The following is a 23,907-nucleotide window of genomic DNA, read 5'->3' as shown; positions in this document are numbered from 1 at the left end:
TTTGCCATTCTATTGACCCACGTCCATCAAAGCCAGATCGTCGATATGCACGACGGCTTTTTCGTAACCTTCACCGAGGGAGTCGGCGATCTCACCGGTGGTGCGCCCTAGCATTGCGGGAAGTTCTTCGGAGGAGTAATTCACTAGGCCTCGTCCGATAATGTTTCCGTCTGCATCACAGATTTCTACCGCGTCTCCGGCTTCAAATTCTCCACGAGTTGCGGTGATGCCTGCGGCAAGTAATGAGTTCGTTCCATCGGCGACGGCACGTACCGCACCGGCGTCCAAGATCAAACGACCTTCGGCGGAGGCCAGATGAGCAAGCCACACGTCACGGGCCGAACGGCGGGTGTTGCGCGCCGCAAACCAGGTTCCGACGTCCTCGCCGGCAAGTGCGCGGGCGGCGTTGTCGGTGCTGGTCACCAGGGTAGGGATGCCCGCGGCGGAGCTCATGGTGGCTGCGTCCACCTTGGTGATCATGCCACCGGTGCCCACGCCTGCCGACCCTGGGGTGCCCAGGTCGACGGTATCAAGTTCGTCGGGGTGGCCCACATGCGAAATGCGGCTTCCGCCGTCCTTCGGGTGCGCGTCATAAACCGAGTCAACATCGGAGAACAGCAGCAACGCATCGGCCTTGATCAGGTGGGCTACCAGGGCGGCCAAACGATCATTGTCGCCAAAACGGATTTCTCGGGTGGCTACCGCATCATTTTCGTTGACAATCGGCAAGACGCCCAGATTCAACAGGCGCGTCAGTGAACGCAGCGCGTTGGTGTACGTGGTGCGGTGCATCAGATCATCGGCAGTCAACAAGACCTGCCCGACGTTCAGGTCATACTTGGCAAATTCTTGGGTGTACTGCGCTAGCAGTAACCCCTGGCCTACGGCTGCTGCCGCCTGCTGGGTGGCAAGGTCCTTAGGACGCTTGTCCAATCCCAGCGGCGACAGTCCAGCGGCAATAGCGCCGGAGGAGACTAAAACGATTTGAGTGTCGTCGTGCACGGTTTGTGCGAGAGTGTCGGCCAGGAACTTCAGCCGCTCATGGGAGATTCCCCCGCTGACGGTTGTCAGCGAGCTGGATCCCACCTTGACTACTAGTCTTCGTGCTTGAGGTAGATCTCGAAGTGAGGAAATTGAAGATAATGTCTTGGTTGCTCGCACATTCATACTTAGTCTTCCTTTTCTGCTGCTCGATCCTTCGCAGCGCGTTCAGCATTCTTAGCATGTACAGACTCGGTCCAGATGCCAGCGCGACGTTCAGCTTCAAGCTCCGCACGTGCCTCGGCCTTCGCGGCACGGCGATCTTCGTGCTCTGCGCGCTTCTGTTCACGAGTCTTACGGTTTCGGTCTTCCAGACGGATGTCTTCGCCACGGCGTGAGCCGAGCAATTCTGCACCGGCAGCCATAGTTGGCTCCCAGTCAAAGACCACCGAGTTTTCTTCGGAGCCAATCACGACGGCGTCGCCAGGCTTTGCCCCGGCCCTAAACAACTGGTTTTCAACACCCAGCTTCGCTAGGCGGTCTGCCAGGTAGCCGACTGCTTCGTCATTACGGAAGTCGGTCTGCACGATCCAGCGTTCAGGCTTTTCACCAATGACACGCCAGAGCGGTTCGTTGCTCACCTCTTCACGGCGAATAACAAATTCGGTCTTCTTTCCGGTGCGTTGACGCAGCATCGGAACTTCCACAACCGGGGATTCTTCGACACGCTCGGAGCGTGCCTTCTCTACCAATTCAGCCATGGCGAAGGTCAAATCACGTAATCCATTACGTGCCAAAGCCGAGATTTCAAAGACGCGGTAGCCACGTTTTTCGAGCTCTGGGCGCACAAACTCGGCCATGTCGGCACCATCAGGCATATCCACTTTGTTGAGCGCAACAAGTTTTGGACGCTCGGTCAGAGGAATAATATTGCCGTCGGTTCCGGCGAAAGTCGAGTCGGCTTCGTAGGCCGCCAATTCGGCTTCGATGGTTTCCAGGTCGCCAATGGGATCGCGATCCGACTCTAGGGAACCGCAGTCAAGCACGTGCACAATAGCGGCACAGCGTTCAACGTGGCGTAGGAATTCGTGACCCAACCCCTTGCCTTCGGACGCACCGGGGATCAGCCCAGGGACATCGGCTACGGTGAAACGAATTTCGCCTGCCATGACGACGCCAAGGTTTGGCACCAGGGTGGTGAATGGGTAGTCAGCAATCTTCGGTCGGGCAGCCGATACGGCGGCGATCAACGAAGACTTACCGGCCGATGGGAAGCCAACCAGGGCAATATCTGCCACTGACTTCAGTTCCAGCACTACTTCTTGGCTGGTACCTGGGGTGCCAAGTAGGGCGAAGCCCGGTGCTTTACGCTTATCCGAGGCGATAGCCGCGTTGCCCAGACCACCGAGGCCACCTACGGCAGCACGGTATTCGTCACCGACCTTGACTAGGTCTGCAATGATGTCGCCATCCTTGGTTTTCACCACGGTGCCCGCTGGGACGCCAAGGATCAGGTCCTCACCCTGCTTGCCCGGGCGCAGATCGCCCTTACCTGGCTCGCCATTGGCAGCCTTGCGGTGTGGCAGGTGATGGAAGTCCAGCAAGGTGGTGACCTGTGGGTCAACGCGCAAGAAGACGTTGCCACCATTGCCGCCTGCTGCACCGTCTGGCCCACCGAGCGGTTTGAACTTCTCACGCTTGATGGACACACAACCGTGGCCACCATTACCTGCGGTGACATCTAGAGTTACGCGATCAACGAATGCAGCCACGGGGCCATCTTCTCCTATAACGGGGTGCGAGCTTATGCTCGCTTAAAGTCTATCTATACGCACACAAGGGGCGGGCCGAAATCGGCCCACCCCTTGTGCACTGAAATAATTGTCTGTCGCCTAAAGTTAGGCAGCAGTCACAATGTTCACTACGCGACGACCACGACGGGTGCCGAACTCGACTGCACCAGCAGCCAATGCGAACAGGGTGTCATCCTTGCCACGGCCTACGCCGGCGCCTGGGTGGAAGTGGGTGCCACGCTGGCGGACGATGATTTCGCCTGCCTTGACATCCTGTCCACCAAAGCGCTTTACGCCTAGGTACTGTGCGTTGGAATCGCGACCGTTGCGAGTGGAACTCGCACCTTTCTTATGTGCCATGCCTTTTAGCCTCTTTCGCTACAAAAATTGGTTATTACGATCAGCCCAAATTAGGCGATCGAGGTGACCTTGACCTTGGTCAGAGCGGCACGGAAGCCCTGGCGCTTCTTGTAACCGGTCTTGTTCTTGTACTTCTGGATAACAATCTTCTGGCCGCGGAGGTTTTCTACAACCTCAGCGGAAACCTTGACCTTAGCCAGGTCAGCAGCGGCGGAAGTTACCTTCTCGCCATCTACCAACAACAAGGCTGGAAGCTCAATAGAGCTACCTGGGGTAGCCCGAAGACGGTCTACGGTGATGAGGTCTCCAACGGAGACCTTTTCCTGGTGGCCGCCTGCGCGGACAATTGCGTACACCACGTGGGTACTCGCTTCTACTCGACGTTTATTGTCTTACCGGCGCAGAAATCAACCCGAACATCTAATAAATTAGATGCCTGAATCAGGGATCTCATGCGCTTGTGCCTTGACGCCGAGCGGATCAGAAATCCGTGATCTTGGCGTTTAGCACCGATCAACCAGATTACGCTAGTCAACACCACCGGGGCAAATAGAAACTGCCCCAGCGGGTGAAGCGTGATCAAGTTCATCTTATTTCAGTTCACGAACCGGAACTCCAACACCAAGCATTACCGGTTGCCCGGCAGCCGCTGTTGGCTTTACGTTTCGTGCACTGCTGGTATCCATCTGAACCACCGAACCGGTGGCAGCAGATACCTCGGCCACACTAACCTCTGCGTGCGCATCGCCCTGGACCGAGGTGGCCCGACGGCTGCGTCGCTTTGGTTTAGTGGAACTCTGTGGGGCCACAGCGGTTGCTGCGGCTGCTGGAGCGGCTGCGGCAGCTTGGGCTACCTGCGCTCCCTGCGAGGCTGGCATTGCAAGCCCAGTCAGCATTGGCTGTCCGGACGAGCTGGGCACAGCTACGGATTCACTCTGCGCGCGAGTAGCTCGGCGTGAGCCACGCTTGCGTGCATTTGGTTCTGGCTGCTTTTCGGCAACCGGAACCTGAGAGGTTTCAGTTTCGGTTTCTGGAGCGGATGCCTGTACTTCGGCCTGCTCGGATCCGTGTCCTTGGTCCGCGTGGCCACGTCCGCGTGAACGTGATCGTGAACGGCGACGTGGCTTGCGACCAGCCTCAAGGCCTTCCGGATCTTCCCCTTCGGCTCCGCCCGGAAGGGCGGCTTCCAAGGCTTCCAGAGTTACCGAGTTCTCCTCGGAGGAAGCCTGTGCAGCTTCACCCTTAGTGACCGGGACGTTCGTTCCGTCAATCTTCAAACCAGCTTCAACAGGTTGCTCAAGGTGCGATGCCGCAGCAATATTGGCTAACGCGTGGCGAGTAACTTCGTTCTTCTCACTAGGTTCAGATTCATGATGCTCGGCGTTATGCTCTGCTGGCTTCACGTCTTCACGTTCGTTGCCACGACGGCGACGACGCTCCGGACGCTGAGACGAAGACTTCTCCGGGAACTTCTTTGCGTGAGCTTCACCGGAAGAGTTGAAGGATTTGCGGTGTTCTACTGGCTCTTCATGGGTGATGAAGCCACTACCGGAACATGCTTCACATTCTTCACCGAAGACCTCCAGCAAACCTGTACCCATGCGCTTACGCGTCATCTGTACCAGTCCTAGGCTGGTGACCTCAGCTACCTGATGCTTAGTGCGGTCACGGCCAAGACACTCGACCAGTCGGCGTAGCACCAGATCGCGGTTGGCTTCCAAAACCATGTCAATGAAGTCGATGACGATAATGCCACCAATGTCACGCAAGCGCAGCTGGCGGACAACTTCTTCGGCCGCTTCCAAGTTATTCTTGGTGACGGTTTCTTCCAGATTTCCGCCAGAGCCGGTGAACTTACCGGTATTCACGTCAATAACGGTCATTGCTTCGGTACGATCAATAACCAGCGAACCGCCCGATGGCAAGAAGACCTTACGATCCAAGGCCTTGTTGATCTGTTCGTCAATGCGGAAATTGTTGAAGATATCCTCAGACTGTTCCCACTTCTCCAAGCGGCTCATCAGATCCGGTGCCACGTACATCACGTAAGCCTCGATGGTGTCCCAAGCTTGTTCGCCGGAGACTATCAGCTTGGTGAAGTCTTCGTTGAAGACGTCACGAACCACCTTGATGGTGAGGTCAGGTTCCGAGTACAGAAGCTCTGGAGCTAGGGTCTTGGTTGAGGAAGACTGTGCTTCGATACCTTCCCACTGAGCTCGCAGGCGGTTGATGTCGTTAGTCAGCTCTTCTTCAGATGCGCCCTCGGCCGCGGTACGTACGATGACGCCAGCGTTTTCCGGCAGGTGATCCTTCAAGATCTTCTTCAGGCGCTGACGTTCCACGTCTGGCAATTTGCGGGAGATACCAGTCATCGAGCCACCTGGCACATAAACCAGGTAACGACCCGGCAGGGACACCTGACTGGTCAGACGTGCACCCTTGTGGCCCACTGGATCCTTGGTGACCTGCACGAGGACCGAATCTCCGGCCTTCAACGCATTTTCAATGCGGCGTGGCTGGCCCTCAAGTGCTGCAACATCCCAGTTCACTTCGCCGGCATAAAGCACCGCATTACGGCCGCGGCCAATATCCACGAATGCAGCTTCCATAGAAGGCAACACATTCTGAACCTTGCCCAGGTAAACGTTGCCAATCAATGAATCTTGCTGAGTCTTGGAGACAAAGTGCTCGGCGAGCACTCCGTCTTCCATCACGCCGATCTGGATACGATCTTCGCGCTGGCGCACAATCATCTTGCGCTCTACCGATTCGCGACGAGCTAAGAACTCGGCTTCGGTAATCACCTGACGACGACGACCGGTCTCACGCGATTCGCGGCGACGCTGACGTTTTGCTTCCAGACGGGTGGAACCGCGAACCGAGGTCACGCGGTCCGATGCTGGAATCTGCGACTCAACGCTGGCGCGTGGGGCGCGAACGCGGGTCACAGTGTTTGGCGGATCATCCTGCGAGCCGCCTTCAACCTCAAGATCGACATCTCCACGGCGGCGACGGCGACGACGACGCGAGGTGACATCTTCGTCTTCGGTCTCTTCACTGTGCTGCTGGCGTGGGGTTCGCGTCTTCACCGGGTTAGCGGTCTTAGCCACCGCATGCTGCACTACCGTGTGAGCTGCCTCTGGAATTGCGAACGGGTTCATGATCATCGTGTTGCCGTGCTCTGCAAGCAAGGCACCGGTGTGGTCCTCGGGCGAAACTTCGCTGGCCGCGGATCCCTTGGTTGGCTCGGTGACTGCCGCGGCAAGCTTCGGACCGGTTTCTTCCGGAACCTGCTCAACCTCAACCTCGACTGCTGTCTCTTGTGAGGCAATCTTCTCTTCAGACGCTGCGGCTGCTTGCTCGACGGCGTCACGAGCCACTTGCTGGCGGCGCTCGGCTTGGCGGCTCAGGCGCTTGACCGAGTCAGGAGTGGATACCTGTGTGCGGCGCGTGGCGCGCCAACGGAACGGGCTTTCCTCTACGCCGGCTGCGGCATTGAGTTCGGCCAGAGTTAATGCACGTCGCAGTGGACGTGAGGGGGTGGTGGCTACAGTGGTACGGCGGGCTCGCGAACGATTGCCTCGCTTATTTGACTGCGCCCCTCCCTTTCGCTGATTTGATGCGCTCATTTAAATTCGCGTACTCCTAGTTTAAATTCCCGCTTCGGCGACCTCCACAGACGGTGCCTAGGCTGAAACAACATTCGTCACGTGTCTTAAGGCCGTCCTCGATGAGTCGGCCAGACACAAAAGTCCTTGTGTGTTCCGCAGCTTGTTTCATGCCGGTCCATTTAACTGATCCGATATGCACTTGCTGCGGCTCAACGTGGCCGTTGAAAACCGGCTGCTTTCCTTTGCAGCCCTACGATCCGCGGTATTCCCTCGGGAGGCGCACGTAATGGGCACTCAACCGAAGCGATGCATCGCAAGACGATCTGTCGTTTCAAAAGTCTGTCGTCGGGTTGAAAGCAGACTGTGGATCCGCGAACAACCATTTCCATTCTCTCATATTTAGTTCATTGCAAGTTCACAAACACATATATATTGCACAGAAAAGCTCCATAGTATGAGCTATGCAAGTTGCGCGTTGACCCGCATTCGACTGAACATATGGAATAGTCAAGATATGGTTTCATCACTTGAGAGTCCGCAGAACTCGGGCGTGTTGCCCTGGTGGGCAAAAGAGCGCGGCTATGGAATATTCGCTGTACTCACCGGAACGATCGCATGGATCGCTTCAGGCATTTTGGTCTTAGAGCGCCTAGAGCTCTACAAGAATCCCGATTACATCACCAGCTGTGACTTCAACCCATGGGTCTCCTGTGGCACCGTAATGAAGTCCAGCCAAGCGGCACTCCTAGGATTCCCCAACCCATTTCTGGGAATTGTGCTCTTTGGCGTACTGATCACCATCGGCATGGCCTTGCTCGCAGGCGCCAAATTCCAGCGTTGGTTCTGGATTGGCATCCAAGCCGGCGTAACCATCGCCATGGTATTCGTAATTTGGCTCTGGTCTCAGGCACTTTACGAGATTAACGCGCTATGCCCTTACTGCATGGTGGTTTGGGCGGTCATGATTCCCCTCTTCGTCTTCACCACCTCACATAATATTGTCCGAGGCATCATCCCAGGTTCGGCAGGACTGAAAAAGTTTGTCACCGAATGGAGCTGGATTATCACCGCAATCCTCTGGGTCCTGGTTGTGGCCTCAATCGTCATGCGATTCCCGAATGCCTTCTTTGGCTAGTCTCAGCCAGCGTCGACTCATGATGGGGATCAGTGCCGTGGCGCTGATTCCCATCGGTTTATTCCTGCGCTTTCAGCCCTGGGGTTTGCTCTCGGATCTATCCGGAGGAATTCTCTACGCGAGTTTAATCTATGTTTTGGTGGCGTTCCTAGTCCCGACAGGCACACAGATTACCGTGGGATTGTGGGCACTGGGATGGTGCGTAGCGGTGGAACTATTGCAATTAACTGCTTTCCCAAGCTCCGTGGCGGACTTATTCCCACCCGCACGGTTAGTTTTGGGGACCGGTTTTGCGCCAACCGATCTAGTGGCTTACTTCTTCGGTGTGCTTTTCGCGTTTCTAGTTGATTTGATTTGGCAACGATGAATCACCAATTCGCGCTATTAGCGAAAACCTTGATGCACCGGTGCCCCACGAATTTTCGCTTACTCCCCCGCGCAATCAGGGAATTTTTCGCTTAGGCCCAATACCGCATCGACTGCTCACCATGAGCCAAATCACCCCAAGCGAGTTCAAAGCGACTAGATTAGGGTCATGGGAAGCGACAATTGGAATACAGAAAATGCCCAAGATTACGGCATCAATCTACTGATCTCGGACACAATTAGGCTCCGTGAGCTACAAGACGATGATCTACCAATCCTGACCCAGTGGTGGAACAGTCCAGAATTCATGGCACTGCAAGGAAATATTGTCCTGCCTCATCCAGGAATTGAAGCTGCCAGCCTTTTTAAGAGCTGGAGCCTGAACCGTGGGACCAAAGATGGTGTGGGTCTGTCCGTGACGCTGCCAGATGACACTTTGATTGGACACACCGCACTTTATAACTTCAACGCTCCGGCACGTTCGGCTGAACTCATGCTGATGATTGGCGGCTCAAACGTCGGCCAGGGATACGGCACCGTCGCAACGAAGATGATCGTTGACTTTGGCTTCCGAGAAATGGGACTGAACCGAATCGGCTTGGGAATCTGGGCATACAACGAACGCGCACTGCGCACGTTCTCTCGTGCCGGCTTCCGCGAGGAAGGCCGCCACCGTCAGGCAGGATTCCACGATGGAGCATTCCATGACCGTATTCTGATGAGCTTGCTCGCCGAGGAGTATTTCGGGAACTAATCCCCTACTGACTCAAACTAGCTCTGATGGGGTGATTGTCCACGTTTTCGTGGATAAACACCCCATTTTGTTGCTCCAGTGGCTTATAAACACGAAAGCCAGACCCGAAATTAGCTTCTCTCGGCGTTGTGGCGATTGCTAATCCACTCGTTAGCCTATTGTTGAAGCTAGTTAGTGTCAGTTACAAGGAGTACCCATGGATTTTCTCCGTAAACTTAAGTTGCCGCAGCGTCAGCCAAAAGCCGCTCCGTCAGCATCCCCAGAGCCTCCGGTAGGTGAACTTCTCAACGAGTCTGAAGCGGCTAAGCCCAACTTCACAGTACCCGGGCTATGGACGGACATGCTCGGTCGTCTGGGTATTCGCAGCGCACAGTTGCTAATCGTCGGAACACTAGCAGCGTTCTTTATTATTGGCTTGTTGCGCCTCACAGTGATCGTTATCCCGACCCTGCTCGCGGTGATTATTTCTTGCGCATTGTGGCCACTGATACTGAAACTGCGCAAGGTCTTCTCCCCCTTGCTTTCCGCATGGATTGTCTTCCTCGGTTCATTATTGGTGCTTGGCGGAATTGGTACCGGCTTAGTCTTCTCGGTCATCAAAGAATGGCCTAGGCTTGTTGATCAGGCGGTCGAGGGCTTTAATCAGCTCAACGACATGGTCCAAGGTTTCATTGGCAATATGCCACTATCCATTGATCAATCGCAGATCGATAGTGTCGTAAATTCCGTCACCTCGTTCCTGACAAGTTCGCAGTTCGGAACAGGCGCGCTCAACACGCTCAGTGCCGCCGGTAGCTTCGTGACCGGACTGGTCTTACTGCTGGTGATATTGTTCTTCTTCCTGAAGGACGGCGACCGGATCTGGGCTTTTGCCGTCTCTTGGACGCCAAAGCACTACCGCAACAAGTGGATTCTTTCCGGAGATCGTGCTCTGCGCACCTTCGGCGGATACATTCGTGGAACCGCAACAGTCGCCGCCGTAGATACTCTGGGTATCGCAGCGACGTTGTTGATCTTGCAAGTTCCTTTGGCTCTGCCGCTGGCGGTTATTGTCTTCCTCGGTTCGTTCATTCCGATGGTTGGCGCCACCGTGGCCGGTATTTTGGCTACGCTGATCGCCTTGGTAACCAACGGTCCAGTCGTCGCATTGATCGTGCTGGCAGCGGTAATCATCGTCAACCAGCTAGAAGGTAACTTCCTTCAGCCGGTGGTCATGGCCAACGCGCTGAACTTGCATGCTCTTGTAGTCTTGATCGCTCTGGCCGCCGGCACCGTGCTGGCAGGCATTATCGGCGCCGTGTTGTCTGTGCCATTGACCGCAGCTGCTTGGGCAGTGGTCAAGGTCTGGACGGATAGAGATAACTCGCATGCCGTTGATGATGCCAAGAAGGACATCGAGGCGGAGGTCAAACCAGAAGATAATAAAAAATCGCTGGACACCGACGATTCTCTTCCCGAAGGCACCCCCCGAGGTGCCGAAAGCTAGAACTCGATAGTGCATTGTCTTGGCCTCACCGATTGTGGTGGGGCCAAGACTTTTTTGTATTGAAAGGAGTAGACGTGCCTGGAATAAAACGTGAAATCATCACCACGCATACAACGGTGTCCCTAGGTCGTTTTCTGCCCTCGGACTTTGCTGCCGTACATGAGTACGCCACCGACCCGCTGGTCTATCGATATGCCGAATGGGGCCCGAACACCGAAGCGCAGACTCACGAGTACCTGTTGGACGCCTGTACGCCGTCCACAGAGGCGTTAACTCTGGCAATGCTCGTCGAAGGTCAGCTCATTGGGGCCGCGGCCGTGTGGACCACCGACGAGCGACACCGGTGCGGCGAGCTTGGCTACAGCCTCAACCAGCGCTACTGGGGTCGCGGATACGCTACCGAAGCGGCACAGTTGCTCCTTGAACTAGGCTTTGGCACTCTTGATCTGCATCGCCTCACTGCCACGTGCGCGCCACAGAATACCGCTTCCCGCCGGGTCTTGGAAAAGGCTGGCTTGAACTATGAGGGGCTGTTACGCGGACACAAACTCATCAATTCTCAGCGCCGCGATTCATTGCTATTCGCAAAGCTCAGAACTGATTAGGGCCGTCATCTGGAGACCTGCAACGTTGCGCTTTCTTCTAGTGATGTGTTTAATGTGACTCAAGTGAAAGAAGCGGCTTTATGTGACAAGTGCGGCGCCTGGAGAATCGTTGTCACAGCAACAAGATCCGGTTTTTAGTTAGATCTGATCTCAACGCAGGCCACGCTTGACTACACCAACGAAGTGCCTTTGAGCGCTCACTGCGATATTTAGGAGGTACTCATGCTGAATTTCAGCTATGAGGATGCACTAAAGAATTTTTCTAGTTTGGTCGATAATGTCGTGACCGAACATGCAGTTGTCTCTGTTTCCAGGTCCCCCAAAGAATCTGTCGTCATGCTCTCCAAAGATGATTATGATTCCATTCGTCAGTCTTCGGTACCGGCCTCGGCTCATGCTTCATGGAGCTCATCCCCCGCTCCAAGCGCATCACTTGTACCGCATTCGCATAACTCCCTGGATGACTGGTTCTAAGTTCCAGCGGAGCTCCTGAGCATGAAGCAGTGAATTGAGTGCTTGCAACATTGCTCCTTCCTCAGCCGTCCAGCTTAATATTTCTTTTCTGCTCGCGCTTCTTAGCGTTGCTTAGCCCGGGCTGGATACTAAAAATCCCTGTCCGCCCTTTAGAGGGCAGACAGGGATTTTTGCTCTCGTCGAAGAGCGATACAACGTGGCTTACTTGGCGAACCAGATGCCGATTTCACGTTCTGCAGACTCAACCGAGTCCGAACCGTGAACCAGGTTCTGCTGAACCTTCAGGCCCCAGTCGCGTCCGAAGTCACCACGGATAGTGCCCGGTGCTGCGCTGGTTGGATCGGTAGTACCTGCAAGCGAGCGGAAACCTGGGATGACTCCCTGGCCTTCGGCAACAATCGCAACAACTGGGCCCGAGAGCATGAATTCCACCAGTGGCTCGTAGAATGGCTTGCCCTCGTGCTCTGCGTAGTGCTCGGCCAGCAACTCGCGAGTTGCGTTCAGCTGCTGCAACTCGGCGATGGTGTAGCCCTTCGCTTCAATGCGAGCGAGGATCTGGCCGGTTAGGCCGCGCTTCACACCGTCTGGCTTGACGAGAATGAGAGTACGTTCGGTCATGTTTCTACCTCTTCGTTCCTAGATACTTTGGTTTATTAAGATTCTACGTTTGGGTGGGCGCGGTCCCACTCGGCTTGTGCAGCGGCTCGGCGTTTGTCTTCAACGTCCATTTCGCCACCCTTCTTCAGCGCGTACCACCAGCACAGGCCAAAGAAGACCGACAGGTAGAACATGTCTACCAGGATGAACCCAGTCAGGAAGAACAGCACCTGAAGGATCCAGCCGATTAAGTAGCCGGCAGGCTTACGCAATAGCGCGCAGGTGACGATGCACAGTACTGCCATCGCGGCACCCAGGCTAAGCACTACCGCAGGTTCGGCGCGCTTGAGCCCGAAAGCTGCCAGGGTGACAAAGATGGCGAGAAACGCCTCACAGGTCAACACCGTGGAAGCAAACATCACCTTGGTGGATCGGGGCTTCTTTTTCATCCCCGGACGCCACTCGCGCTGCGCCTTAGTTAACTTGGCCATTAGGAGCTCTGCCCTCCCTTGAGCAGTAGTGAGATTTCGCCCACCAGTGTAATCGAACCGGTGACAAGTACGCCTCCGGCCAGGTCGTCTCCGGATTCGGCGCGTCCCACGCACCACTCCACCGCGTCTTCAAGATTTTCGGTGACGTGTAGGTCTTCCTCCGGCCACCCAGCCTCGATAGCCATGGTGGACAGTTCGCCAGCAGGAATTGCGCGTGGTGAAGAGGACTGGGTCAAGCAAAGGTCATCAACCAGATCGCCGTACTCTTCACGCATGGTGTATAGCATCGCTTCGGCGTCCTTTTCCTGCAGGATGCCGACCATGAGCACTAAGCGGGAGAAGCCGAAGGATTCTTTGATTGCTTCCGCGCTGGCTTTAATACCATCGGGATTGTGTCCGGCATCAACCAAGATGCTCGGTGCACTGCGCACCAGCTCTAGTCGGCCCGGGCTGGTGGTGGCGGCAAAGCCATCACGGACAAGTTCCACGTTGAGTTCGCGTTCGCCACCTCCGAGGAAAGCTTCAACGGCAGCCAGTGCAACGACAGCGTTCTGTGCTTGGTGTGCACCGTATAGCGGCAGGTAGATCTCGTCGTAACGACCCGCCTGCCCCTCTATGGACAATACCTGTCCGCCAACGCCCATGGTGCGGTCAATGAGTTTGAAGTCCCTGGTTTCAAAGGCCATGGGAACTTCCAGTTCACGCACCTTAGAAACCAATACCTCGGCCGCGTCTTCTGGTTGCCGTGCGGAGACTAGGTAACCGCCTGGTTTAAGAATTCCAACCTTTTCTTCGGCGATGAGCTCGGTGGTATCCCCCAGCAAATCGGTATGATCCAACGAAATCGGGGTGAACACGGACACTTGGGCATCTGCCACATTAGTCGCGTCGGTAATTCCGCCAAGGCCTACCTCCAACACAACAACTTCCACCGGTACCTCGGCGAAAATCGCGAAGGCGAGGATGGTCACCGCTTCGAAGTAGGTCAGCCGATTCTCTGATTGCTCGGCAAGTTCCGCGTCGACTAGGTCCAGAAACGGGGCTATCTCATCCCAGACGCGCACGAACGTCTCGTCATCAACTGGTTCCCCGTCAATGCTGATTCGTTCGGTGACCTTCAGCAGATGTGGCGAGGAGTAGCGTCCGGTACGGATATCGTGTGCCTGCAGCAGCGACTCGATCATGCGTGCGGTGGAAGTTTTTCCGTTGGTACCGGTGATGTGTATAACCGGCGCAGCCTTTTGCGGCTCCCCCAAGATTTCCATGGCACGAAACATCGGGTCCATGCGTGGTTCGATCTTGTTTTCTGGCGCGCGAGCCAGTAACTGGGCGTAGACGCGCTCTAGATCACTCATACGGTGCGCTCCACTTCAATTTTCGTTTCAACCTGCGACTCATCAATGACCAGGTCCAAGACGTCGGTCAAGGTTTCACTGCTGATCAGTTCGCGGTTGCTTTCCAACGCTTCAACGGTCTGCGCGGTAGCGGTGATGACCGTACGAATACGATCCGAAACCTGCAGGTCTGCTTCCTTGCGGGCCGACTGGATGGCGCGAACCATATCGCGGGCGGTACCTTCGGCAGCAAGTTCCGCGGTGACCTCGGTATCCAATACCAAGAAGCCTCCGTCGATGACGGCTGCCGCAATTTCGGCCGCCTCATCAACTACGGTGTCCAAGGTGTATTCACCCTCGGCCAGTTCTAGGCCTCCAGCGGTGACCACGCCAGCGGTCACCGACCAGTCCCCGGACTTAGCGCCCTTGATAGCTTGCTGGACGTTCTTGCCCAAGCGTGGACCGGCAGCACGAGCATTGACCACCAGCTGCTGGCTGATGCCATAACTTGCGGTGTCCACTCCGGCAGCATCGATCAGGGTGACTGACTTCAGGTTCAGTTCGTCCTTGATGATCGAAGCGTAGGTGCCTTCTAGACGCGCTGCGTCGGTGAGTACTACCTTCAGCTCTGCCAGTGGCAAGCGTACGCGCAGGTTTTTGGCCTTACGCAGTGAGGAGCCTACAGAGCAGATCTTTCGGGTGGTGTCCATGGTTTCCAGCAACACCGTATCGGCTGGGAAATCATTGGCATCTGGCCAGTCGGTCAGGTGCACCGAGCGTTCCCCGGTCAGCCCGCGGAAGATTTCTTCGCTGGCCAGTGGCAACAGCGATGCCGAAACCTTCACGAGGGTTTCCAACGCGGTGTACAGCGTGTCGAAGGCCTGAGTATCTTCGTCGAAGAAGCGCTGGCGCGAACGGCGCACGTACCAGTTGGTCAGCGTGTCCATGTAGTGACGAACAGCTTCGGTAGCATCCGATACTTCATAGGTGTCCAGTGCTTCGGTGACTTCGCGAACGAGTTCTCCGGTGGCCGCGAGCATGTACTGATCCAGTGGGTCAGTAGAGCTGGTTGAACGCTTAGCTTCGTAGCCGGCTCCGTTATTCGCGGAGTTGGTGTACAGGTTGAAGAAGTGCCAGACGTTCCATAGGGGCAGCAGGACTTGACGCACGCCATCGCGGATACCCTGCTCGGTCACTACCAGATTGCCACCACGCAGAATTGGTGAGGCCATCAGGAACCAACGCATCGCGTCGGAACCGTCGCGGTCCAAAACTTCGTTGACGTTCGGGTAGTTCTGCAACGACTTGGACATCTTCTGCCCGTCGGATCCGAGCACAATGCCATGGGAGATGACGTTGGTGTAGGCCGGGCGGTCAAACAGTGCGGTGGACAGCACGTGCATGGTGTAGAACCAACCACGAGTCTGGCCAATGTACTCCACGATGAAATCTGCTGGGTGGTGACCTGAGTCGAACCACTGACCGTTTTCAAATGGGTAGTGGACCTGTGCGTAAGGCATGGAACCTGAGTCGAACCAGACATCAAGCACGTCTTCAACGCGTGAGAGAGTGCCGCCTTCGGCGCAACCCTCGTGAGCCTTGGTCAGCTCATCGATGAATGGTCGGTGCAGGTCTGGCTGTCCTTCATGATTCAGCGGAAGGCGTCCGAAGAAGTTCTTGATCTCTTCAAGCGAGCCAAAGACCTCGCGGTGGGTACACTCAACGCCCGAGCATTCCCATACTGGGATTGGCGAACCCCAGTAGCGGTTGCGTGAGATGGACCAGTCGCGGGCGTTTTCCAGCCACTTACCGAACTGGCCGTGCTTCACGTTGCCTGGGATCCAGTTGATCTGCTCATTGAGCTCGACCATCCGGTCCTTGATCTTGGTGACTTCCACGTACCACGAGGAGATGGCGCGGTAGATCAGTGGCGTACGGCAGCGCCAGCAGTGTGGGTAGGAGTGCTCATAGGAAGCCTGCTTAACCAAGCGGGCGTCTTCCTTCAGTACGTTCGTGATGGTTTTGTTAGCGTCGAAAACCTGCACGCCGGCGATGTCGTTCAGTGGGCCGCCAGCAAACAGTGGAAGGAACTTCGCTCCCTCGTCTATCGAGAGCACTACCGGGATGCCGTGTGCTTCACAGACCTGCTGGTCGTCTTCGCCGTAAGCCGGGGCCTGGTGCACGATACCGGTACCGTCACCCACGGTGACGTAGTCAGCGGTAACAATCTGCCAAGCGTTTTCGGTACCGTATTTTTCGGTATCGGTAAAGGTGTCCCACAGTGGTTCGTAGCGGACCCCCGCAAGTTCGGAGCCTTGGAAACTCGCGGTGATCGCCGAGGCGGCTTCCTTCGCGTCTTTGTAGCCAAGATCTTTTGCATAGGAGCCAAGTAGGTCTTTGGCCAGCAAGAATGGTCCGGCGGCAGCGGAAGCCTTCACACCGGCCTCACCTGCAGGCACAACAACGTATTCGATCTTTGGGTGCACGGCCAGGGCCGCGTTAGTTGGCAACGTCCATGGAGTGGTCGTCCAAGCCAATGCCTGAACGCCGGCAAGTGCCTTGGAAACTAAAGTTTCTCCGGCACGAATCGTGAAGCCGACGGTGACCGTCTGATCCTGACGGTTCTTGTAAACATCGTCGTCCATACGCAACTCGTGGTTGGACAGTGGGGTTTCATCTTTCCAGCAGTAAGGCAGGACGCGGAAACCCTGGTAGGTCAGACCCTTGTCTGAAAGCTGCTTGAAAGCCCAGATGACCGATTCCATGAACTCAACGTTCAGGGTCTTGTAGTCATTTTCGAAGTCAACCCAGCGTGCCTGGCGGTTGACGTATTGCTTCCATTCATCGGCGTATTTCATCACCGAGGTGCGGCAAGCATCGTTGAACTTGTCGATACCCATCGACTCGATCTGTTCTTTGTCGGTCATGCCCAGCTGCTTCATGGCTTCCAACTCGGCTGGCAAACCGTGGGTATCCCAACCGAAACGGCGTTCTACACGCTTGCCACGCTGGGTCTGGTAGCGGGCTACTAGGTCCTTGACGTAGCCGGTAAGCAGGTGGCCGTAGTGCGGCAGGCCGTTAGCGAAAGGAGGGCCATCGTAGAAGACGAACTCTTCACCCTCACGCTGGTCAATGGAGGCCTGAAAGGTGCCGTCATTCTTCCAGTATTCGAGGACTCGCTTCTCAATTTCTGGGAAACGCGGTGAGGCCGGGGTTGAACCGGTCGGGTCGGTAGTGACCTTTGGGTAGAAGCTCATCGAAATGGCCATCCTTCAAGCGTAGGGTCAAAAAATCTTGCCTACGAGGACGACACTTGGCCGCGGTACCACCCCGCTTATTCCCCACAGTGATGCTTTCGCATAAAAGTGAAAAACCGCTTCTCATCAGCTATGACGGGCTGGTCCCGCTTGGTTCTACTGGATCAAGTGCAAATCTGCATCCTGATTCTTCTTCCAAGGACTCCCCGGTGATATCCGGATCAATGTCGCGTGCCTACCAGTCTAGCGCGTATTGACCACGCTGAAAACTCAATCAGCATCGATGAAAGCTGAATCACTTCTGTCAACCTGGTTGGGCTTGAGCCTACTTTTAAGCCCCGTATTTTTAGTGCCACAAACACTGGCTGATGTCATCGCGTAGCCGATAGGAAAAGACCTATTGGACAACTGACTCGATGAGTAGCTCACGTAGTTCGCCGGGTCGCGAAGATGCTACTCCGTGGCCCGGCGAACGATCCCTTACCCGGGATTAGTTGGCGAAAGTATCGGCCAGCTTATCTTTTGCTGTCCACAATGCCACCGAATCTCCACCGTTGTTCAGCACACTCGCAGTGCCGCCGTTGTAGTACGCCTGTGCAGAGTTAGTCCCCGGGCCGGTGTAGACCCGCAGCTCTTGGCCTGGCTGCAGCGAATACCCTTCACCGATGGACAGCACGTTATTGCCGGCATCCCGAATCAGGTATCCCGATACGTCAATCGTGCGCTTCGAATTATTAGTCAGCACCACATGTTCACCGGTTTCGGCTTGAACGTCATTGCCCGGGACATCGTTGACCGAGTCCTCGATCACCACACCATTGTTCGAGGGGAAAACTTTTTGCCCCTTCAAGTGACGGTGAATCTGCGCGGGGAAGTCTCCGGTCAAACGCTCCACCCCCAACTCCAAGGAAGCCTGGGCGGCCTGCACAGAATTGACAGTGTAGACCCCGAGACCCAGCCCGGCATTTTTCACTCGCTCTGCACCGGCCGCGTCAAGCGTGCGGTAGCTAGTACCGAATGAATCTGCGTAGCTGGCAATTTCCTCCAGTTCCGTAGCGCTTGGCACGGAACCAAGCAGTTGTTGCAACGGTACCTCCGGAGCGAGCGCGGCGAATCGTTTGTTCGAGGCTGCATCGAAGCTAAGAACCTCAATTTTTCCTCCCGCTTCTAGCGCACTCCATTGCGGATCGGTTTTAAGATAATCGGCCACAACCTGTTCTACCCCGGGGGACTTCGCCGGGGACTTGATCTCGATGAACACTCCCGTTTCACCGGTCAGTGCATCAGCCACGTCGTCAAAGTGCGGGATCTTTTCGCCAACGAATTGCTCTGAGAAATACGAACCAACATCTAGGCGCTGAAGTTCATCCCAGGTGAAGGAGGTAATCGGATCATTCTCACGGCCCGGGAAGACCTCAGCCACGTTGCTGGTGCGCGCGGGAGTATCATCGTGGAAAATAAACGGCACGCCGTCTGCAGAGAGCTGAATATCAATCTCCACAAACCCTGCTCCCGAGCGGCTTCCGGTTTCAATGGCCGAAATCGTGTTCTCCGGCGCGACGCCTGCTGCACCACGATGACCTATCAAGATAGTCTCACCATTGTGTTTTGGACTGTCTGCCAGTACCGGGCTTACTACGGTAGCGGCTAAACAGGCGGTCAGGGCGCCAACTGCTAGGGAACGAATTTTCATTTCTACAATGTCCTTTGGCTTGAGAATGCTTCGCGGCTCACCCTTCCCGATGTAAACAACTCGTTATCAAACGCAAGATGAAGCAGAGCTAAAGTCTTGTTCAGTCCCCCGCCACGTCACCAAAGCTCCACGCGCAACTGCGCGGGGGCAAATGCTTTCGATAGAGTCAGAGTCATGAGTTTTAGACCATGGGTGGGTAAGTCATGAATATGCCCAGCGAAGCCACCGTGCCAGCATCCGGCAAATCGAGGTTTTCGCCTAAAATCGCACAACAACGAGCGCTCTCGGTGAGTGCTCTGCGCTGGGGGCAACACCTAATTACTGCGGTTTTGCTCCTTGTCGCGCTACTTCGTGCAGCATCGACCACAGCATCCAGTCTCTGGTTAGCCATCGCCGCGGCAGGACTTTTTGCTCTGTGGTACCTCTTCGGATTCGTAGTTCTCCGTTCCAAGGGAAGTACCCGACTACCGGGATATTGGCTCGCCGTGCTCGTCGCCATCTGGGCCCTAGGGATGAGCGCCTCACCGGAATTCATGTGGGTTGCCTTTAGCCTCTGGCTACTCATTGGCCACCAATTAGCCTTAGGGCTTTCCGTTGTCTGGTCCGCGGCAGTATATGTACTCACCGTTGTGGCTCCTTTCCTGCACCATGGTGCAACCACAGTCTCCGGAGTAGTTGGCCCACTGGTTGGTGGCACCTTCGCTTGGGGAATCTCCCGCGGATATTTACAGCTCGAACGTGATATCGCCGAACGCAACGAGCTTGTCTCCTCACTCTTACGCGCACATCAGGAAATGGCTGATCTTCAAGAGGAACTGGCACGCTCCCAGCATGAAGCCGGCGCACTCGCCGAACGTACCCGAGTGGCCAGAGAAATCCATGACACCATCGCTCAACAGCTCTCCTCCATTGGGCTCCATGCCAAAGCCGCCCTCCACACGCAGCAAACTGGCCAAGCAACCAACGCCTTAGAAAGAATCGAAGAGCTCTCCGGGCAAGGGCTGTCTGACCTACGCAGGATCATTGCCGCCATGTCACCAAGTGAATTAGATTCCCAAGCGCTCGCCGGAGCACTGCGGCGTATGCTCGAAGACTTTGAAAAGGATTGTGAGGTCTCCAGCGAGTTACGGGTGGATGTCGACCTTCCAGTGTTAGATCCCGGAATTCAGGTGGCCCTACTACGCACCGCCCAGTCCGCGCTTGCCAACGTGCGTCGCCACGCGAAAGCCACACGGACGGTAGTCTCATTGGCAGATACCGGTGATGCCATCAGATTAGATATCGTTGATGACGGCATTGGATTCAGCCTTAAAGAATGGCAATCCAACGTGGGAAAAAACCTAGAATCCGGTGGATTCGGCTTACCCGCCATGCGCCAACGTTTACGCGAACTAGGCGGCGGACTGGACATTGAAAGTACGCTGGGCGAAGGTACCGCTTTGTCGGCCTATGTCCCATTAAAGAACCCTGAGGCCGGAAATTGATTAACCTTATGCTGGTTGATGACCACCCAATCGTGCGCACCGGACTGCGCGCACTCTTTGAAAACTATGAGGACATTTCCGTGCTCAGCGAAGCTGGCAGCGGTGAAGAGGCAGTTAAGTTAGCCTCCCAAGTCCCGGTAGACGTGGTCTTGTGCGACCTCCGGCTGGGAGATGGCATGAATGGTGTGGCTACTACCGCGGCGCTTCGCGCTTTACCCAGTCCGCCCCAGGTTCTCATTTTGACCACCTTTGATAAGGATGCCGAGATCCTACAGTGCATCGAGGCCGGAGCCGCAGGGTACTTACTCAAAGATGTCGCCTCACAAACGATCATCGATTCGGTCCGCCAGGCGGCTGCCGGGCACACGGTGTTGGCCCCCGAGATGGCCCAACGTGTAGTGGCCGGGTTGCGTAAACCAAAAATTGCCTTGACCAGCCGTGAAGCCGAAGTATTAAAACACCTAGCCACGGGCCTAAGTAACCGCGAAATTGCACGGACGCTCTTCGTCTCCGAAGCGACCGTGAAGACTCACTTGGTGCATATTTTTGACAAGCTGCAGGCTCCTACACGCACCGCCGCGGTGCAGGCTGCACGCAACCACGGACTAATTTAGCAGCCCGCTCCTAGTGGGCGTATCAACCGAAGGGTTGAGATAGAGTTCGAACGCTTTCACGATTTGCTAAACCTCAATTTGGCATTGACTAGAAGTATGAAATCTCCAGTTCTCACATCGGTAGCGAATTCGCTCACCTCACGTCGCGGTGCACGCCTCTGGCTTCTCGGGGCGCTCGCTGTCATCCTTGCCGTTTTCGGTCTGCTCAGTTCCATTCCGGCAGCCGAACGCAGCACCAGTTCATTAGTCGCAGGCTCTGACTCAGCCACAGTGGCCAAGCTTCTCGAACAAATCCCCGATTCCGGTAAAGAGTCAGCATTACTCGTTGCCGGACACCCCGATCAGCAACAGCTGAGCAACACAGACCTCGCAGGACTAAACAAACTGTCCAGCAAGCTCAGCAATGAACTAAATGTCGAGATTTCCAAGCCGCTAGTCAGCGAGGACGGCAAGCTTTCTTTGCTGACCGCCTCCTGGGACAGCGCAGGCACCGACGCTGACCGTGCGATGGTCACTGATCTGCGTGAGCAGATCAGCACCGATGCAAACGCCGGGATACTCATCGAGGTTTCCGGAGCACCAGCCTTTGGGCTGGATTTGTCGGCAACCTTCGCCGGAGCAGACTTCACCTTGTTGGCAGTGACCATCGGCATTGTGGCGGTACTGTTGATTCTCACCTACCGCTCGCCGATTCTCTGGCTAATTCCCTTGGCTGTCGTTGGGCTAGCAGATCGCAGTGCGAGCCTCATCGCTAACGCACTCAGCGAGCCTTTCAACCTACACTTTGATTCCGGTGTGCTCAGCGTCCTGGTCTTCGGCGCCGGCACCAACTATGCACTATTGCTCATTTCCCGCTACCGTGATGAGCTACACCAGCACACCGATCACCGAGCTGCTCTTGCTAGCGCCTGGCGCAACAGCTTTGAAGCGATTGTTTCCTCAAACTTGACCGTAGTCTTGGCGCTGGCCACGATGGCCCTGGCCGTTATGGAGGACACCCGCGGCTTGGGTATTGTCTGCGCTGTAGGTCTACTGATCGCTGCCGGGTTCAACTTGTTCGTACTGACCCCAGTGATGGCACTGTGTGGCCGAAAAGTTTTCTGGCCGCTAGTTCCCCGCCCGGATCATGAAACTGCTAAACGTTCCATCTGGGGTAAAGCCGCAGCAGCGGTCATCAAGCGTCCGGTAGTCAACCTGAGCGCACTGGTACTCATTCTTGGCATCTTGGCATCCGCGCTAGGTGCTACCAGCGTGGGACTACGCCAAACCGAACAGTTCCGTACGGCCACCGAATCGACTTCGGCGACCCAACGGCTGGCCGAGCACTTCCCCGTCGGAGAGACCGCGCCCATCACCGTCCTTGCTTCCCCTGGTACCGGCGAAGCGGTCACTACCGCAGCTAAAGCTGTCCAAGGAGTAGAACGCGCGACACAATTGCCAGCACTGCCAGACAGCGGATCTGACCGCATCATGATAATCGGCAACAGCGAATCAGGTTCTCCGGAAAGCTTCGAACTGATCAAGTCACTGCGAACCGAGTTCGAGCAGGTTCCAGGCACTGAGGCCCTCGTTGGCGGAACCATTGCCGAAGCCTACGACTCGCACCAAAGCCACCTGCGTGACTTCCTGGTCATTGCGCCACTGATCTTGCTGGTTTGCCTCATCATGCTGTGGATTGTCACCGGAAAGTTCCGCACCGCCTTACTGCTCTCGTTGACGAACTTGCTCAGTGCCGCCGCCGCGGTGGGCTTGGGATCCCTAATCGGATCCATGGTTTTTGACACCTCTGCTCTGGACGTTCAGGTTCCGCTACTTGCCTTCGTCTTCCTCGTCGCCCTCGGCGTTGACTACACGATCTTCCTGACACAGAGAGTCAAACAAGATGCCCTTCGCATGCCTCTGGCGGATGCAATCATCAATGCCACCAGCCGGACCGGAACGGTCATCACCAGCGCAGGCGTGGTCTTGGCAGGAGTGTTTGCGGCTTTGTCCAGTCTGCCGCTGATGGTCTTGGGGCAGCTTGGTCTGATCGTTGGTCTCGGAGTACTTATGGACACGTTCGTCGTACGCACCTTGCTACTGCCGGCGTTGTTCATCTTGTTGGGCCGCACAAAATCTCCGGTCTTCGGATACCGCGGCAACAGCAACACCAAAGAAAATTCTTCAAACACCAAACTCATTGAAAGTGAAACTCATGCGTAAGCTCATCAACATCGCCTTTGCCTACATGCTCGTAGGCGTCGCCTCCGGACTGTTCTTCCGCGAATTCACCAAGATGAACGATTTCCCCGAAGGTGGTTGGACCCAGCTTTCGGTAGTCCATACACACCTGCTGGTCCTTGGTTTCATCGTCACCTTGCTGGTGTTACTGCTGGAGAAGGCATTCAACCTTAGCTCCCACCGCAAGCTCTACGCATGGTTCATGGGCACATACCATGCCGGTGTCATCATCACCGCGGGAATGCAGCTCACCCACGGAATGCTCACGGTGTTGGACATTGAATCCTCTGCCATGATCTCCGGAATCGCAGGCCTTGGCCACATGGCATTGACCGCTGGAATGATCTTGCTGTTCATCATGTTGCGTCGCAGCGTTCCGGCCAGCATGAAGAACGACCAGGCTCAGAAGCTCGGCGTCTAAGCTTCAGTCAGATACACCTGTGGGGAAGTGCTTCGGCTCTTCCCCACAGGTGTATCTGCTCAGAAATCAATCGCGATCGCATCGCGCTAGTCAGCCCGATACCGGTGATTAGCTTCCGCGCAGACGGGATTCAATGTGTGCAAGCCCAATAGGAGGCGCCCGATTGCGGATGTCTACAGATCAGTGGTCTCCTTGGCTCGACAACGTATTCAGTTGATGGGATTAAAGGAA

General features: G+C 55.8%; 20 protein-coding genes. 10 read left to right on the top strand and 10 right to left on the bottom strand.

Going from position 1 to position 23,907, the window contains the following annotated elements; genetic code table 11:
* Nucleotides 1–9 precede the first annotated feature (9 nt).
* The 5 genes from proB to CIK74_RS04905 form a co-directional block, all read right to left on the bottom strand.
* The gene (proB, locus tag CIK74_RS04930; protein WP_096254659.1) at nt 10–1,167 is read right to left on the bottom strand and encodes a glutamate 5-kinase; all 1,158 of its coding nucleotides are present in this window, start codon (nt 1,165–1,167) and stop codon (nt 10–12) included.
* Nucleotides 1,168–1,169: 2 nt separating this feature from the next.
* Nucleotides 1,170–2,753 (bottom strand): GTPase ObgE, encoded by a 1,584-nt coding sequence (gene obgE / locus CIK74_RS04925; RefSeq protein WP_096254658.1) that lies wholly within the window; start codon nt 2,751–2,753, stop codon nt 1,170–1,172.
* Between the two features lie 126 nt (nt 2,754–2,879).
* Nucleotides 2,880–3,134, bottom strand: coding sequence for a 50S ribosomal protein L27 (gene rpmA / locus CIK74_RS04920; protein ID WP_096254657.1), 255 nt, complete (start codon nt 3,132–3,134; stop codon nt 2,880–2,882).
* Between the two features lie 50 nt (nt 3,135–3,184).
* On the bottom strand, nt 3,185–3,493 hold the full coding sequence (gene rplU, locus CIK74_RS04915; RefSeq protein ID WP_096254656.1) for a 50S ribosomal protein L21: 309 nt from the start codon (nt 3,491–3,493) through the stop codon (nt 3,185–3,187).
* A gap of 231 nt (nt 3,494–3,724) precedes the next feature.
* The gene (locus CIK74_RS04905; protein WP_096254654.1) at nt 3,725–6,763 is read right to left on the bottom strand and encodes an Rne/Rng family ribonuclease; all 3,039 of its coding nucleotides are present in this window, start codon (nt 6,761–6,763) and stop codon (nt 3,725–3,727) included.
* 496 nt (nt 6,764–7,259) lie between these two features.
* Here CIK74_RS04905 and CIK74_RS04900 point away from each other — a divergent pair, with 496 nt between their 5' ends.
* From CIK74_RS04900 to CIK74_RS18990, 6 genes are all read left to right on the top strand, one after another.
* Nucleotides 7,260–7,880: a vitamin K epoxide reductase family protein gene (locus tag CIK74_RS04900; RefSeq protein WP_096254653.1), complete on the top strand. Its 621-nt coding sequence runs from the start codon at nt 7,260–7,262 to the stop codon at nt 7,878–7,880.
* Nucleotides 7,864–8,247: a DUF2809 domain-containing protein gene (locus tag CIK74_RS04895; protein WP_229677242.1), complete on the top strand. Its 384-nt coding sequence runs from the start codon at nt 7,864–7,866 to the stop codon at nt 8,245–8,247. Before CIK74_RS04900 ends, CIK74_RS04895 begins: the two co-directional genes overlap by 17 nt.
* 168 nt (nt 8,248–8,415) lie before the next feature.
* Nucleotides 8,416–9,000 (top strand): GNAT family protein, encoded by a 585-nt coding sequence (locus CIK74_RS04890; protein WP_096254651.1) that lies wholly within the window; start codon nt 8,416–8,418, stop codon nt 8,998–9,000.
* A 196-nt stretch (nt 9,001–9,196) separates the two neighbouring features.
* Nucleotides 9,197–10,486, top strand: coding sequence for an AI-2E family transporter (locus CIK74_RS04885; protein WP_096254650.1), 1,290 nt, complete (start codon nt 9,197–9,199; stop codon nt 10,484–10,486).
* Nucleotides 10,487–10,560: 74 nt separating this feature from the next.
* On the top strand, nt 10,561–11,091 hold the full coding sequence (locus CIK74_RS04880) for a GNAT family N-acetyltransferase (RefSeq protein ID WP_205738248.1): 531 nt from the start codon (nt 10,561–10,563) through the stop codon (nt 11,089–11,091).
* 222 nt (nt 11,092–11,313) lie between these two features.
* Nucleotides 11,314–11,565, top strand: a complete 252-nt coding sequence (locus CIK74_RS18990) for a type II toxin-antitoxin system prevent-host-death family antitoxin (RefSeq protein WP_096254649.1) — start codon at nt 11,314–11,316, stop codon at nt 11,563–11,565.
* A 201-nt stretch (nt 11,566–11,766) separates the two neighbouring features.
* Here CIK74_RS18990 and ndk read toward each other — a convergent pair whose 3' ends face one another.
* The 5 genes from ndk to CIK74_RS04850 all read right to left on the bottom strand — a co-directional run bounded on the left by ndk (nt 11,767) and on the right by CIK74_RS04850 (nt 18,937).
* Nucleotides 11,767–12,183 (bottom strand): nucleoside-diphosphate kinase, encoded by a 417-nt coding sequence (gene ndk, locus CIK74_RS04870; protein WP_096254648.1) that lies wholly within the window; start codon nt 12,181–12,183, stop codon nt 11,767–11,769.
* A 35-nt stretch (nt 12,184–12,218) separates the two neighbouring features.
* Nucleotides 12,219–12,653 carry a DUF4233 domain-containing protein gene (locus tag CIK74_RS04865; RefSeq protein WP_096254647.1) on the bottom strand — a complete coding sequence of 145 codons (435 nt, stop codon included), beginning with the start codon at nt 12,651–12,653 and terminating at the stop codon, nt 12,219–12,221.
* Nucleotides 12,653–14,008, bottom strand: a complete 1,356-nt coding sequence (locus tag CIK74_RS04860; protein ID WP_096254646.1) for a Mur ligase family protein — start codon at nt 14,006–14,008, stop codon at nt 12,653–12,655. Before CIK74_RS04860 ends, CIK74_RS04865 begins: the two co-directional genes overlap by 1 nt.
* Nucleotides 14,005–17,244 (bottom strand): isoleucine--tRNA ligase, encoded by a 3,240-nt coding sequence (ileS, locus tag CIK74_RS04855; protein WP_096254645.1) that lies wholly within the window; start codon nt 17,242–17,244, stop codon nt 14,005–14,007. The genes CIK74_RS04860 and ileS overlap by 4 nt, the downstream gene beginning before the upstream one ends.
* Nucleotides 17,245–17,734: 490 nt before the next feature.
* Complete coding sequence (locus CIK74_RS04850) at nt 17,735–18,937, bottom strand: glycerophosphodiester phosphodiesterase family protein (RefSeq protein WP_096254644.1); 1,203 nt, start codon at nt 18,935–18,937, stop codon at nt 17,735–17,737.
* 203 nt (nt 18,938–19,140) lie between these two features.
* Here CIK74_RS04850 and CIK74_RS04845 point away from each other — a divergent pair, with 203 nt between their 5' ends.
* The 4 genes from CIK74_RS04845 to CIK74_RS04830 all read left to right on the top strand — a co-directional run bounded on the left by CIK74_RS04845 (nt 19,141) and on the right by CIK74_RS04830 (nt 23,676).
* A complete protein-coding gene (locus tag CIK74_RS04845; RefSeq protein WP_205738247.1) occupies nt 19,141–20,421 on the top strand; it encodes a sensor histidine kinase in 1,281 nt (426 codons plus the stop codon).
* Nucleotides 20,418–21,035, top strand: a complete 618-nt coding sequence (locus CIK74_RS04840; protein WP_205738246.1) for a response regulator transcription factor — start codon at nt 20,418–20,420, stop codon at nt 21,033–21,035. Before CIK74_RS04845 ends, CIK74_RS04840 begins: the two co-directional genes overlap by 4 nt.
* A gap of 96 nt (nt 21,036–21,131) precedes the next feature.
* Nucleotides 21,132–23,237: an MMPL family transporter gene (locus tag CIK74_RS04835; protein WP_096254641.1), complete on the top strand. Its 2,106-nt coding sequence runs from the start codon at nt 21,132–21,134 to the stop codon at nt 23,235–23,237.
* A complete protein-coding gene (locus CIK74_RS04830; RefSeq protein ID WP_096254640.1) occupies nt 23,230–23,676 on the top strand; it encodes a DUF2871 domain-containing protein in 447 nt (148 codons plus the stop codon). The genes CIK74_RS04835 and CIK74_RS04830 overlap by 8 nt, the downstream gene beginning before the upstream one ends.
* The last annotated feature ends 231 nt before the right edge of the window (nt 23,677–23,907 follow it).

It is taken from the genome of Glutamicibacter sp. BW77 (genome assembly GCF_002332285.1).
Taxonomy (GTDB): Bacteria; Actinomycetota; Actinomycetes; order Actinomycetales; family Micrococcaceae; genus Glutamicibacter; species Glutamicibacter bergerei.
This window is presented reverse-complemented; position numbering and strand designations above follow the sequence as displayed.

Excerpts from the sequence above, each read along its gene's own strand:
- proB (WP_096254659.1), bottom strand. The coding sequence starts at position 1,167 with ATGAATGTGCGAGCAACCAAGACATTATCTTCAATTTCCTCACTTCGA.
- rpmA (WP_096254657.1), bottom strand. The coding sequence starts at position 3,134 with ATGGCACATAAGAAAGGTGCGAGTTCCACTCGCAACGGTCGCGATTCC.
- CIK74_RS04905 (WP_096254654.1), bottom strand. The coding sequence starts at position 6,763 with ATGAGCGCATCAAATCAGCGAAAGGGAGGGGCGCAGTCAAATAAGCGA.
- CIK74_RS04900 (WP_096254653.1), top strand. The coding sequence starts at position 7,260 with ATGGTTTCATCACTTGAGAGTCCGCAGAACTCGGGCGTGTTGCCCTGG.
- CIK74_RS04895 (WP_229677242.1), top strand. The coding sequence starts at position 7,864 with ATGCCTTCTTTGGCTAGTCTCAGCCAGCGTCGACTCATGATGGGGATC.
- CIK74_RS04890 (WP_096254651.1), top strand. The coding sequence starts at position 8,416 with ATGGGAAGCGACAATTGGAATACAGAAAATGCCCAAGATTACGGCATC.
- CIK74_RS04885 (WP_096254650.1), top strand. The coding sequence starts at position 9,197 with ATGGATTTTCTCCGTAAACTTAAGTTGCCGCAGCGTCAGCCAAAAGCC.
- CIK74_RS18990 (WP_096254649.1), top strand. The coding sequence starts at position 11,314 with ATGCTGAATTTCAGCTATGAGGATGCACTAAAGAATTTTTCTAGTTTG.
- ndk (WP_096254648.1), bottom strand. The coding sequence starts at position 12,183 with ATGACCGAACGTACTCTCATTCTCGTCAAGCCAGACGGTGTGAAGCGC.
- CIK74_RS04865 (WP_096254647.1), bottom strand. The coding sequence starts at position 12,653 with ATGGCCAAGTTAACTAAGGCGCAGCGCGAGTGGCGTCCGGGGATGAAA.
- CIK74_RS04860 (WP_096254646.1), bottom strand. The coding sequence starts at position 14,008 with ATGAGTGATCTAGAGCGCGTCTACGCCCAGTTACTGGCTCGCGCGCCA.
- ileS (WP_096254645.1), bottom strand. The coding sequence starts at position 17,244 with ATGAGCTTCTACCCAAAGGTCACTACCGACCCGACCGGTTCAACCCCG.
- CIK74_RS04850 (WP_096254644.1), bottom strand. The coding sequence starts at position 18,937 with ATGAAAATTCGTTCCCTAGCAGTTGGCGCCCTGACCGCCTGTTTAGCC.
- CIK74_RS04845 (WP_205738247.1), top strand. The coding sequence starts at position 19,141 with ATGAATATGCCCAGCGAAGCCACCGTGCCAGCATCCGGCAAATCGAGG.
- CIK74_RS04835 (WP_096254641.1), top strand. The coding sequence starts at position 21,132 with ATGAAATCTCCAGTTCTCACATCGGTAGCGAATTCGCTCACCTCACGT.
- CIK74_RS04830 (WP_096254640.1), top strand. The coding sequence starts at position 23,230 with ATGCGTAAGCTCATCAACATCGCCTTTGCCTACATGCTCGTAGGCGTC.